Genomic DNA, 12,965 nt, shown 5'->3' with positions numbered 1-12,965 from the left:
TGGCTAAAAAACGCTCCAAAGAGGGCAAAGCCAGACAGAAAAGGAGTTCAAACAATGTCTCAAACTGCAGAAAAGAAAGCAGAGTTAGGTGGTGCAGGCCTACGCGGTCAAAGCGCTGGAAGCACAGCTTTATGTACTGTCGGAAAAACGGGGACCGGTCTGACTTATCGCGGTTACGATATTACTGACCTTGCCAATAATGCTCAATTTGAAGAAGTTGCACATCTTCTGTTACGCGGTCACTTACCAACTCAGAAAGAACTGGATGCGTACAAGACACATCTCTTAAACCTTCGCGGCTTACCAACTGAGCTTAAGCAAGCGTTAGAGCTTATTCCTGCTACTGCTCATCCAATGGATGTGATGCGCACTGGTTGTTCTGTGTTAGGAAATCTAGAGCAAGAAATGAGCTTCGATGAGCAATTGCATTCGACGGAACGTATGCTGGCCCTTTTCCCAGCTATCATCTGTTACTGGTATCGTTTTAGTCACGATGGCGTTCGTATCGATACAGAAGAGCAAACCGAAGACTGCATCGGCGGTTACTTCTTGCGATTGCTTACAGATAAAGAGCCATCAGCGCTACACAAGCAAGTGATGCACTGTTCCTTAATCCTTTACGCTGAACATGAATTCAACGCATCAACTTTTGCAGCGCGTGTTTGTGCATCAACGTTGTCAGACATTCATTCTTGTATCACGGCAGCAATCGGTACGCTTCGTGGGCCACTTCATGGCGGCGCAAACGAAGCAGCGATGGAAATGATTGAAGATTGGCAAACGCCAGACGAGGCGGAAGCGAACATCATGAAAATGCTGGCCAACAAAGACAAGATCATGGGCTTTGGCCATGCCATCTATCGCGAAAGTGATCCTCGTAACGCGTTGATTAAGCGCTGGTCTAAAGAGTTGTCACAGCAAGTCGGTGATACACATCTATATGCTGTTTCTGAGCGTGTGGAATCAGTAATGAAGCGAGAGAAAGGTCTGTTCTGTAATGCGGACTTCTTCCATGCATCGGCTTACCACTTCATGGACATTCCAACCAAGCTGTTCACACCAATTTTTGTGATGAGTCGTTTAACGGGCTGGGCGGCACACGTTTATGAGCAACGTGCCAATAACCGCATTATTCGCCCAAGTGCTGATTACACGGGCCCAGACCATCAAGAATGGGTACCTATCGAGAATCGCTAGCGCGAAGGTCAATTAGGGCACATACGCTTTGATTGACCACCTCCTTCCTTTGTACCTCTCTCTGACAGAGGAAGGAGTCCCTCTCATCACGATGTTTCTGGAGCAATGGAAAAACGTTGATGAAGGCAAGATGTACAGACTGAATGGAAGCAAACCATGAACACAAATATTAATACCCAATATCGTAAGCCGCTTCCGGGAACTCAACTGGATTACTTTGATGCACGCGAAGCCGTCAATGCCATTTCTCCTGGAGCCTATGAAAAACTCCCTTATACCTCCCGCGTGCTAGCCGAGCAACTGGTCCGTCGCTGTGATCCGAACACATTGACGGATAGCCTAAAACAGTTAATTGAACGTAAGCGTGATCTTGATTTTCCTTGGTATCCAGCACGCGTTGTTTGTCATGACATTCTTGGTCAGACCGCTCTAGTCGATTTAGCAGGTCTGCGCGATGCTATTTCGGATCAGGGTGGCGATCCTGCAAAAGTGAACCCTGTGGTTGAGACTCAATTGATCGTTGACCATTCTTTAGCGGTTGAGCATGCGGGCTTTGAACCTGATGCCTTCGACAAAAACCGCGCGATTGAAGAGCGCCGTAATGAAGACCGATTCCACTTTATCGAGTGGTGTAAAACAGCGTTTGAAAACGTCAGCGTGATTCCAGCTGGGAATGGCATCATGCACCAAATCAACTTGGAAAAAATGTCTCCTGTGGTACAAGCAAAGCAGGGCATTGCCTACCCAGACACCTGTGTGGGTACGGACAGTCACACGCCTCACGTAGACGCTCTTGGTGTTATTGCGATAGGTGTCGGTGGTCTGGAAGCAGAAACCGTCATGCTTGGCCGACCATCAATGATGCGTCTACCAGATATTGTCGGTGTCAAACTGACGGGTAAACGTCAACCGGGCATTACCGCAACGGATATTGTCCTCGCGATTACTGAGTTTCTTCGTAATGAGCGTGTTGTTTCTTCATATCTTGAATTCTTTGGTGAAGGTGCTCGCGACCTAACAATTGGTGACCGTGCAACCATCTCCAATATGACACCAGAATACGGTGCAACCGCGGGTATGTTTTACATCGATGAGCAGACCATCAACTACTTGAAACTAACTGGCCGAGATGAAGAGCAAGTTGCTCTAGTAGAAAAATACGCAAAACAAACCGGTCTTTGGGCTGACGATCTAGATACTGCCGTTTATGAGCGAGTACTTGAGTTCGATTTATCATCAGTAAGTCGTAACATGGCCGGCCCGTCAAACCCTCACCGCCGTTTACCAACATCGGAGTTGGCGCAGCGTGGCATTTCTGGTGCGTGGGAAGAGAAAGAAGGTGAGTTGCCAGATGGCGCAGTGATCATCGCTGCTATCACATCGTGTACTAATACCAGTAACCCAAGAAACGTCGTCGCTGCTGGCCTTGTCGCGAAGAAAGCCAATGAGCTCGGCCTTGTACGTAAACCTTGGGTGAAATCGTCTTTTGCTCCGGGTTCTAAGGTAGCGCGTCTTTACCTGGAAGAAGCGGGCTTATTACCAGAGTTAGAAAAGCTTGGCTTTGGTATCGTCGGTTACGCATGTACCACTTGTAACGGCATGAGTGGCGCGTTGGATCCAAAAATCCAGCAAGAGATCATTGATCGCGATTTATATGCGACAGCCGTTCTGTCTGGTAACCGTAACTTCGATGGCCGAATTCACCCTTATGCGAAACAAGCCTTCTTAGCATCTCCACCGTTAGTTGTCGCTTATGCGCTAGCAGGAACCATTCGTTTTGATATCGAGCGCGATGCTCTGGGTATTGACCAAAACGGTAAACCAATTTACTTAAATGATTTGTGGCCAAGTGACGAAGAGATCGATGCTGTTGTCGGTAATCATGTTAAACCTGAGCAGTTTAAGCAAGTTTACATTCAGATGTTTAAGCTGGATGACGCAGAGAAAAGCTCTAGTCCGCTTTACGACTGGCGTCCGATGAGTACCTACATTCGCCGTCCACCTTACTGGGAAGGTGCGCTGGCGGGTGAAAGAACACTGTCTGGCATGCGTCCATTAGCGATTCTGGGCGACAACATCACGACTGACCACCTGTCACCATCCAACGCGATCATGGCGAGCAGTGCTGCGGGTGAATACCTTGCCAAAATGGGCGTTCCGGAAGAGGACTTCAACTCTTATGCGACTCACCGTGGCGATCACTTAACGGCGCAACGTGCGACCTTTGCTAACCCGAAACTATTTAACGAAATGGTGAAAGAGAACGGTGAAGTGGTTCAGGGTTCTCTGGCGCGAATCGAACCAGAAGGTCAGGTTGTACGCATGTGGGAAGCGATTGAGACCTACATGAACCGTAAACAGCCACTGATTGTAGTCGCTGGTGCTGATTACGGTCAGGGTTCATCTCGTGACTGGGCAGCAAAAGGTGTTCGTTTGGCAGGCGTAGAAGCCATTGTTGCTGAAGGCTTTGAGCGTATTCACCGTACTAACTTGGTTGGCATGGGTGTACTACCACTGCAATTTAAGCCAGGCGTTAACCGCAATACGCTAGAGCTGGATGGTACTGAGCTTTACGACGTGGTTGGAGAAATCAAGCCGGGTGCAGATTTAGCCTTAGTTATCACACGCAGCAACGACGATAAAGTCGATGTTCCGGTTACTTGTCGCCTAGATACCGCTGACGAAGTTCACGTGTACAACGCAGGCGGTGTTTTGCAGCGTTTCGCGCAAGATTTCTTGGCGCAATAAGGAGCGGTTATGGAAAGCAAAACTCCGAATCAAATGAGCCAAATCAAAGTGCCGGCGACGTACATGCGTGGCGGCACAAGTAAAGGTGTTTTTTTCAACCTCGACGATTTGCCACAAGAAGCGCAAGTGGCAGGTGAAGCGCGTGACAAACTGTTGTTGCGAGTTATCGGCAGCCCAGATCCTTACGCTAAACAAATAGACGGTATGGGCGGCGCCACTTCTAGTACCAGTAAAACGGTGATTGTTTCACGCAGTAGCCGTGACGATCACGATGTTGACTACTTGTTTGGACAAGTGTCGATCGACAAACCATTCGTCGATTGGAGTGGTAACTGCGGCAACTTGTCTGCGGCAGTTGGTCCCTTCGCCATTCATGCTGGGCTGATTCCACAAGATCGCATTCCAGAAAATGGCATTGTGACGGTGCGTGTTTGGCAGGTGAACATCAGCAAAACCATCTTGATTCACGTTCCAATTGTTAATGGTTTCGTCCAAGAAACCGGCGAGTTTGAGCTTGATGGCGTGACATTTCCGGCCGCTGAGATTCAAGTCGATTTCGTTGACCCTTCTGATGGCGAAGGCAGCATGTTTCCAACAGGCAACTTAGTCGATGATTTAGTGGTGCCGGATGTGGGTACGTTCAACGCGACCTTTATTAACGCGGGCATACCAACCATTTTTATTGATGCTGAATCGATTGGATATCAGGGCACTGAGCTGCAAGACGATATCAACAACGATGACACAGCATTAGCGATGTTCGAATCCATCCGTGCACATGGCGCATTAAAAATGGGGCTGATCTCTGAACTTGAAGAAGCTCAAACACGCCAGCACACACCAAAAATCGCGTTTGTATCCAAGCCGAAAAGTTACCAGTCCTCAAGCGGTAAAGCGGTAAATGAGTCGGAAATTGATGTGTTGGTTCGTGCGTTGTCGATGGGCAAACTTCACCATGCAATGATGGGAACAGCAGCTGTTGCTATCGCTTCAGCGGCGTGTGTACCGGGTACGTTGGTTAACTTGGCTGCTGGTGGCGGTGAAAAAGAGTCAGTGACTTTTGGCCACCCCTCAGGAACGTTAAAAGTTGGAGCACAAGCGAAGCAAACTGAGCTGGGCTGGGTGGTGCAAAAAGCCATCATGAGCCGAAGTGCGAGAATACTAATGGAGGGATTTGTGCGTGTACCCTCTGATGTCTTTGAGTGAAAAGAACGGTCTTTGAATAGAACGAGAGCAATGTCAGGACATACTGGAGGAAGCAATATGTCTTCATACGAAAAAGAATATTTATGGGCGAAAAACGAACCGGAGAGTTTTTGGCGCGCTCAAGCGGAGAATATCGATTGGTTCGAATCTCCTAAAACTATCTTGAAATCTGATGAAAACGGCATAGAACGTTGGTTTCCAGATGGTGTAATGAATACGTGCTGGTTAGCATTGGATTACCATTGCGAGCAAGGACGCGGTGATAATACGGCACTCATTTATGACTCACCAGTAACCGGCAATAAAACAACGTATACCTATAGTGACCTGCGTGACCAAGTGGCAAAAATTGCCGGCATGCTGTCTGCCCAAGGCGTTGAAAAAGGCGACCGAGTCGTTATTTACATGCCGATGATTCCAGAAGCCGCAATGGCGATGCTAGCCTGTGCGCGTTTGGGGGCGATTCACTCCGTTGTATTCGGTGGTTTTGCACCTAATGAACTTGCTGTACGAATTGAAGATGCAGAGCCGAAAGTCATCATGACGGCGTCGTGTGGGATTGAGATCAACAAAGTTATTCCATATAAGCCAATGGTAGACAAGGCCATTATGGACAGCCGATGGAAGCCAGAGAAAGTATTTGTATTCCAGCGCCCTGAGTGCGAAGCCGATCTAAACCAAGAAAGAGATCTGGATTGGCAGCAAGAGTACAACCAAGCGTTGCCACACGGTTGTGTTCCGGTGTTAGCAACCGATCCACTCTACATTCTTTATACTTCGGGTACGACAGGTAAGCCAAAAGGCGTCGTGCGTGATAACGGCGGCCATGCCGTCGCGATGAAGTACTCTATGAGCGCAATCTACAACATTCCTCAAGATGGCGTATTTTGGGCGGCATCTGATGTTGGCTGGGTAGTAGGGCACTCTTACATTGTTTACGCGCCACTGATTCACGGTTGCACAACAATCCTATTCGAAGGCAAGCCCGTCCGAACACCGGATCCTGGCGCATTCTGGCGAGTGTGTGACGAATACAAAGTAGATGCGTTGTTCTCTGCCCCGACAGCGTTCCGTGCGATCAAGAAAGAAGACCCAGAAGGTGAGTTTTTAAAACAGTATGATCTCTCTAAATTGAAAACCATCTTTATGGCAGGAGAACGCCTTGACCCTCCAACACTGGAATGGGTTCAGGGCAAAGCAGACAAACCCGTTATTGACCACTGGTGGCAAACCGAGACGGGCTGGGCAATTGCGGGCAACCCAACAGGTGTTGAAATGATGCCAGTTAAAGCGGGTTCTTCGACGAAGCCAATTCCGGGTTATCAGGTCGAGATTCTGAATGAACTTGGAGAGTCGGTCGGGCCTAACCAACAAGGTTTTGTCGCATTAAAACGTCCGTTGCCGCCGAGTTGTCTGCCAACGGTTTGGCGTAACCATGACCGTTTTGCAACTGGTTATCTCAGCCAATTCCCTGGCTACTATGTGTCAGGTGATGGTGGCTATTTGGATGAAGACGGTTACCTGTTCATTATGGGACGTATTGATGACGTGATTAATGTCGCGGGGCATCGTTTATCGACAGGCGAAATGGAAGAAATTGTCGGTGGCCACCCAGCGATTGCGGAATGTGCAGTCGTGGGTATCCACGATGAGTTAAAAGGGCAGTTACCACTTGGTTTTGTTGTGCTTAAAGATGGTGTCAAAGTGGACGAGCTTGATCTTGAAGGTGAGCTTGTTGGCAAGGTACGTAGTGAGATCGGTGCGGTTGCCTGCTTTAAGCATGCATTGGTTGTGGATCGCTTACCGAAAACACGTTCGGGTAAAATTCTGCGCCGAACCATACGTCAAATAGCCGATGGTGAAAAATACACCGTTCCGTCAACGATTGATGACCCAAGTAGCTTGAACGAAATTGAACGAGTGTTAAAACGTTAATTAAAACTCAATTCTAACTAACCCCTGATCCTCGAACTCTGTAGGTTGGTTCTGCCTCTGTACGCTTATTAAGTGCAGGGGCTTTTTTGTTTGTAGATAGCGTAAACGTCTCGTGCAGGCAATTTTGTGACTTGCCAATACGGCATTTTCCTCACAAACTACAGCCATTCAATTTTTAGTGACCCTTTGTATGACCACGTTTGTAATTAAATCTGCGTGTTTTAGCGACCTTGAGTCGCTCAACGACCTTATGTTTGAGCTGCATGATGAGCATCATCTTCAATCTCCGGAGCTGTTCAAAACTGCAGAGGAGATAGAGCAAGAAAAAAGTATTGCTCGATACATTGATGATCCTGAATGCCTTGTTTATGTAGCAAAACAAGGAGATGAAATTATTGGTTTTATCTCTGGTCATTTCTGTGAACTTGTTTCTACCGTCAGTCAGCCGGTTATGATGGGAAGTGTGGATGAGCTCTATGTATTACCTGAGTTTCGGAAACAAGGCACAGCTCAGGCATTGATTAACAAAATTGAGTCAACGTTCTCTGATTACGGTGCAAAACAGATGTTTGTTGAAGTATGGCACTTTAACCAGGGTGCAATCTCTTTGTATGAAAAACAAGGGTTTGCACACCATATTCACTATCTAAGAAAGCCGTTGAGCTAATGACCATGCTTAATTTTAATATTGTGATACACATTCTAGCGAATTGAAATCATTCAGTTCGTCAATAGACTTTTCTCTATAAGTTGCTCGCAATGTTAGTAAATTAATATGCGCCCACATTGGTATTGGCGTTTTTGTCTGCTTGTTTATTAGTAGCACGAGGATCGTGCTTACAAAAACAAGAGGACAATATTTTGAAACTAACAAAATCGTTACTTGCGTTGGCTGTTTTGCCAATGTTCGCAAGTGCTGATGATTTGTCACAGACACAAAATCACACTATACAACCCCAGATCGTAGGCGGCATCACTGCTGATCCTAGTGAGTGGAGATTCTACACCCAAATTGTTAGCCGTTATGGTAACCGATCATATTGTGGTGCCAGTTATATTGGGAATGGCTACGTCCTGACTGCGGCTCACTGTGTCGAGGGTGATTCACCGAATCAGATTGCGGTTAAAATCGGTGGCGTCGTTTACAATGGCACTGACGGTGTTCGAGCTAACGTGAGTGAAATCCACATGCACCCGGCATATCGCCGAGCAACGCTTTCTCACGATCTCGCAGTCTTAAAGTTAGACTCTGTACCTCAAGGTGTTGCTGCGGTTGAAATTGCCGATGGCAGTCTAACGCAATACGCCAGCATCGGAGATTGGCTTACAGTCGCAGGTTTAGGGAGAACCTCTGAAGGAGGAAGCTCTCCATCTCGGTTGCAAGAGGTTGACGTTCCACTCGTGTCGGACACGACTTGTCGTCAAGCCGGTGGCAATTACACAACCGTTGGAGAAGTGTCATTCTGTGCGGGAATTCCTCAAGGCGGGATAGATTCCTGTCAGGGAGATAGTGGTGGTCCAATCGTTATTAATCGTGGTGGCGTAATTACTCAACTTGGTGTGGTCAGTTGGGGAATAGGTTGTGCTCGTCCGGGTATGTATGGTGTTTATAGCGATATCGCCGCCATGCGTAATTTTGTTAATGGTGTCATTGGCACGACTACACCTCCGAAAGAGAATGTTTCTGTTGGGTATACCACCGAACAGACATTGGCATCATTTAATGTTGGCGAGTTGCAGCAACATAGTTTTGTTATCAAAAATTCAGGTAACACGACGTTCACTGTAGAAAACGTTCGCGCGCTTGCTTCTGGCGTTGCTGATGCTGCCGTTATTGCTAATGATCAGTGTTCTCAGGCGACGTTAGCAATGAATGCAAGTTGTCGTGTCGATGTCGAATTTGGAGCAGCTCAGGCGGGAGAAGCAAGAGTTGCTTTGAACTTCAACGTTGATAAGACCAGCACACAATATCAGGCGCTAGTGTCGGCTCAAGCGAAAACAGTGACAACGCCTCCAACAGATAACTGCGCAGCAGAATGGCAAGCGAGTACGGTGTATCTCAAAGGGGATAACGTTACTTGGAATGGCAAAGTGTGGCAGGCGCAGTGGTGGACTCAAGGCGATAACCCAGCAGACTCTGGACCTTGGGGTGTTTGGCAAGAAGTTCGCGACGCACATTGCAAGTCTAACTAACCATCAAGCATTCAAAAGCTGATTCGTTGGTGACTTGAGGTAGAATTCATTCTTGGTTTCAACGAGCAGCGCATAGTTATCATAAGCAGGGTTTATTGTTTTCGAATAATAAGCCCTTTTTTATTGTTCCAACTTTGAGAACCCATAAAATGTGTATGACTTTATCCTGACGCTACCTTCATATAACTGGCAGAATTGCGATCAACATTTCATGTTTTGTCTGATTTTTGTCAGGTTTGCATTAAATTACTCTCCAATGAGCTTCAAGATCATGCTTTATTCGATCAACGTTGTTTGGCATAACTCGTTACTTAATTTTTATCGAAAAAGATAAGATTAACTGCCATTATTCATTGGTTATCATAATGTTTACTTAAGGTCATATTTTGTGTTGAGACAGCTGTTATTACTCATCCTTTGTTTTATTTTGTTACCTGTTTCACCAATCTCTACGGCTAAAGCTGCCGCGAGCGAAGTAAAAGGGGCGCTCTGCGTTGTTCGTGCTGACGACAAGTTAGTGCTAGTTCATGAAATATTGACGGATAAGATTTCTCTACCTGGTGGGACAATTATTGATGGAGAATCCCCCAAAGTTGCTGCGCAAAGAGAAACGTGGGAAGAAACGGGTTTAGTGGTCACGGTTGGGGAGGAACTTGGCAGAACTGACACCGCGGTTTATTACGATTGCATATCAGATTCTGAGATTATTGCTTTTTCGATGAACAATTCCTTAGGTGGGAATGAGTTACCTATTTGGTTTGCTCCTCACTACGGAGTAGAAATCGCATCTGCAATGTTACTTGGACCATCCGAGCTGCCATCATTTTTGTACCGCTATCCCGCTCAATGGCCACAAGCCATTCAGTTTTTTGAACAAGCTACTCAGCAGTCCGCATCTTATGTGACTCAGCTGATCGAATCCGCGCCTTCATTTCGTCAGATTGAATTGAGGTGGATGAAAGACTTACAAAGCTGGGTAGGGGCTTTATCAGACACGAGTTTCGAGGTAGCGAATCAGATCTCAAATCTTGTTATAGAACTGACAGAACCTACGATACTGCTTTTTCTATTTCCGTTAGTAATGATGCGTTTTGGCAGTCGATTTGTATTCCGACTCTTTTTCGCTATTAGCGCGACGTCCCTGATGGTACTTGTAGCTCAACAGGGCTTTGCGCTTCCTCGCCCGCATGTCTATATACCAATGATGGAGTTAACACACAGCTTTGGATTTAGTTTTCCAAGTTTGCCTATTGCCGTTTGGTTTTGTGTTTTAACCTTTTTATTTCAGAGAACACATTATTTCGGTTTGAATGGTACGACCGCTGTTATGATGCTCATCACGCTTACTATTATGTTATGTAAGTTTTTCCTTGGTAGCGCCTTTTTCTTAGATATGTTGTTTGGTGCGCTGTTAGGAAGCTTGGTGGCCTGGCATGTTCTGCGATTGGAAACAAATCAAGACGTGAATGTTGATCAAGTGCTGAGCTCAAAAGGCGTCTGGTTCATTATGACTGCGGTAACGGCGGTCATCTCTGTTATCTGGCCATTACCTGTGTTTGGCCGCTGGTTAGCTATTTTAATTACGGCATCAGCGTTGGTTATGACGTTTAGAGAGTCAAAAGTGCATTTGGATTCTCGTCAGATGATTTTTGTAACGCTTGCGTTGGTATTCGTTGAGCAACTTTATTTATACTCAAGCTCTGTTGTCTCGTTTAGTGGTTTGTGGTCATTGGTATTGTCGACGTTGCATTATCCCTTGTTGATGTTGCTGTTTATTTTGCTTGCAAGAAAGCTGATTCATGAAAAACAACAGAGAGAAACAGTGCTAGATTGATGGTTGTATGCTTTCTTTCTCAGGCATACGAGTAAAAAGAAAGCCTTGCTTTACAGCAAGGCTTTTTTGTACGTTGAGTAGCTCAACAATGTGGCTTTGCGTATCTCTGACGCCATGGCTGAGTTAAAGGTAATAACGTTGACGCCATTGCGGCGGAGGAATTAAGCGTTAAGGACGAATTTTTCAATCGCTTTAGCTACACCGTGTTCATCATTACTTGCCGTAATGTAATCAGCGATTTGTTTGGTCTCTTCCATTGCATTTGCCATCGCGATACCAAGGCCAGCGTACTTCAGCATGTGGTGGTCATTTTCAGCATCACCCATACAGATCACTTCTTCCGGTTGAATACCTAGATACTCAGCAATTGCAGCAACACCAATACCTTTGTTGCTCGCTGGGTTAAGAAATTCCAGGAAGAACGGAGCGCTTTGAACCACCGTAAACTCTTCACGCATTTCAGACGGAAGCGCAGCGATGACCTCAGTTAACTTACTTGGCTCGGCAACCATCATTGCTTTGATGATTGGATGATCATCTTCTAGCGATTCAAAATTAATCTCTGTCACATTTAAGCCATTAATGTTGGCTTCGATGTCAGTGTATGGGTTTTTCTCATTGGTGATCAAGCCATGTACTTGGCTGAATGCGTGCACATAAGCGCCTAATTCTTTCGCTTTACGAGCGACTAATTTTGCTGCCTTACCATCAATGATTTGCTGGTGGATGATTTCATTTGTTCCTACGTTCTTAACCATAGAGCCATTGTAGAAAAGGACAAAATCTTTATCGGAATGGATATTCAGTTCGTCGAGCTTGCCTTGCATTCCTTCTAATGGGCGACCAGAAGCGAGAACGACAGTAACGCCTGCTTCTCGAGCCTTTGCGATCGCTTGTTTGTTTTCTTCAGAGATTGCTTTATCATTATTGAGCAGTGTGCCATCCATATCTAATGCGATCAGTTTATACATCATTTCTTACCTTAAAGTTTTTGGGAACTGTAAGTGAATAAGGTTTGGTATAACGCTAACCAGAAACCTACGCTCACCGCGACTATGAAACTACAAAATGGTCTATTTTAACAATTAATTTTTGGTTTAAATTGACCTAGACACGTGTGTCCATTAAGGTCTTCGCCTCGAAGTATTATGAGTTGAGTGAGTTCTACGTTGTATAAGCTAAATGAGATGTTTGAAACCATCCAAGGGGAAGGGGTTTTCACTGGAGTACCTGCTGTTTTTGTTCGCCTTCAAGAGTGTCCGGTTGGTTGCTCATGGTGCGATACCAAACAAACGTGGTATGCAGATGAGAATGACCAACGTCAAATTGGTGATATTTTGGTGAAGACGGAAGATTCTCCCACATGGTGCGTCGCATCTGCCGAGAACATCGTAGAGCAATATCAACTGCAAGGCTTTAATGCTAAACATATCGTGATTACTGGTGGTGAGCCTTGTATTTATGATCTACGCCCTTTAACAGAGGCGTTTGAGGATATGGGTTGCCAATGCCAAATAGAAACCAGTGGCACATCAGAAGTCATCACGTCAGAAAATACATGGGTGACCGTGTCACCAAAAGTGGCGATGAAGGGTAAACTGCCAGTTCTCAATAGCGCGTTAGAGCGTGCGAATGAGATTAAGCACCCTGTTGGTACACAAAAAGACATCGACCACCTTGATGAGCTATTGGCAAATGCGAATGTCGCGGTTGAGACTGTCATTGCATTGCAGCCTATTAGCCAAAAGCCTCGTGCAACGCAATTGTGTATTGAAACGTGCATTGCTCGCAATTGGCGCTTGTCTGTTCAAACTCATAAATATCTAAGTATTGCTTAAGAGCGGAGAGAGAA

Annotated in this window: 9 protein-coding genes; 8 read left to right on the top strand and 1 reads right to left on the bottom strand. The window is 46.1% G+C overall.

What is annotated here, in order from left to right:
• The first annotated feature begins 54 nt into the window (after window positions 1-54).
• From prpC to L3V30_RS19255, 7 genes are all read left to right on the top strand, one after another.
• Window positions 55-1,197: a 2-methylcitrate synthase gene (prpC, locus tag L3V30_RS19285; RefSeq protein WP_237309569.1), complete on the top strand. Its 1,143-nt coding sequence runs from the start codon at window positions 55-57 to the stop codon at window positions 1,195-1,197.
• A gap of 156 nt (window positions 1,198-1,353) precedes the next feature.
• Window positions 1,354-3,945, top strand: a complete 2,592-nt coding sequence (acnD, locus tag L3V30_RS19280; protein WP_237309567.1) for a Fe/S-dependent 2-methylisocitrate dehydratase AcnD — start codon at window positions 1,354-1,356, stop codon at window positions 3,943-3,945.
• Between the two features lie 9 nt (window positions 3,946-3,954).
• The gene (prpF, locus tag L3V30_RS19275) at window positions 3,955-5,151 is read left to right on the top strand and encodes a 2-methylaconitate cis-trans isomerase PrpF (RefSeq protein WP_237309566.1); all 1,197 of its coding nucleotides are present in this window, start codon (window positions 3,955-3,957) and stop codon (window positions 5,149-5,151) included.
• Between the two features lie 57 nt (window positions 5,152-5,208).
• Window positions 5,209-7,086, top strand: a complete 1,878-nt coding sequence (locus tag L3V30_RS19270) for a propionyl-CoA synthetase (RefSeq protein WP_237309564.1) — start codon at window positions 5,209-5,211, stop codon at window positions 7,084-7,086.
• 190 nt (window positions 7,087-7,276) lie between these two features.
• Window positions 7,277-7,753 (top strand): GNAT family N-acetyltransferase, encoded by a 477-nt coding sequence (locus L3V30_RS19265; protein ID WP_046874942.1) that lies wholly within the window; start codon window positions 7,277-7,279, stop codon window positions 7,751-7,753.
• A 194-nt stretch (window positions 7,754-7,947) separates the two neighbouring features.
• Window positions 7,948-9,279 carry a trypsin-like serine protease gene (locus L3V30_RS19260; RefSeq protein WP_237309562.1) on the top strand — a complete coding sequence of 444 codons (1,332 nt, stop codon included), beginning with the start codon at window positions 7,948-7,950 and terminating at the stop codon, window positions 9,277-9,279.
• Window positions 9,280-9,667: 388 nt separating this feature from the next.
• The gene (locus tag L3V30_RS19255; RefSeq protein WP_237309561.1) at window positions 9,668-11,113 is read left to right on the top strand and encodes a bifunctional NUDIX hydrolase/phosphatase PAP2 family protein; all 1,446 of its coding nucleotides are present in this window, start codon (window positions 9,668-9,670) and stop codon (window positions 11,111-11,113) included.
• 161 nt (window positions 11,114-11,274) lie between these two features.
• Here L3V30_RS19255 and L3V30_RS19250 read toward each other — a convergent pair whose 3' ends face one another.
• Window positions 11,275-12,084 carry a Cof-type HAD-IIB family hydrolase gene (locus L3V30_RS19250; protein WP_237309621.1) on the bottom strand — a complete coding sequence of 270 codons (810 nt, stop codon included), beginning with the start codon at window positions 12,082-12,084 and terminating at the stop codon, window positions 11,275-11,277.
• 216 nt (window positions 12,085-12,300) lie between these two features.
• Between L3V30_RS19250 and queE the strand changes: the two genes are divergently transcribed.
• Window positions 12,301-12,951, top strand: a complete 651-nt coding sequence (gene queE / locus L3V30_RS19245) for a 7-carboxy-7-deazaguanine synthase QueE (RefSeq protein ID WP_031780442.1) — start codon at window positions 12,301-12,303, stop codon at window positions 12,949-12,951.
• The last annotated feature ends 14 nt before the right edge of the window (window positions 12,952-12,965 follow it).

The sequence above is a fragment of the Vibrio sp. A1-1 genome (assembly GCF_021728175.1).
Taxonomy (GTDB): domain Bacteria; phylum Pseudomonadota; class Gammaproteobacteria; order Enterobacterales; family Vibrionaceae; genus Vibrio; species Vibrio diabolicus.
Note: the sequence above shows the minus strand (reverse complement) of the source record. Positions and strands in the feature narration are given on the sequence as shown.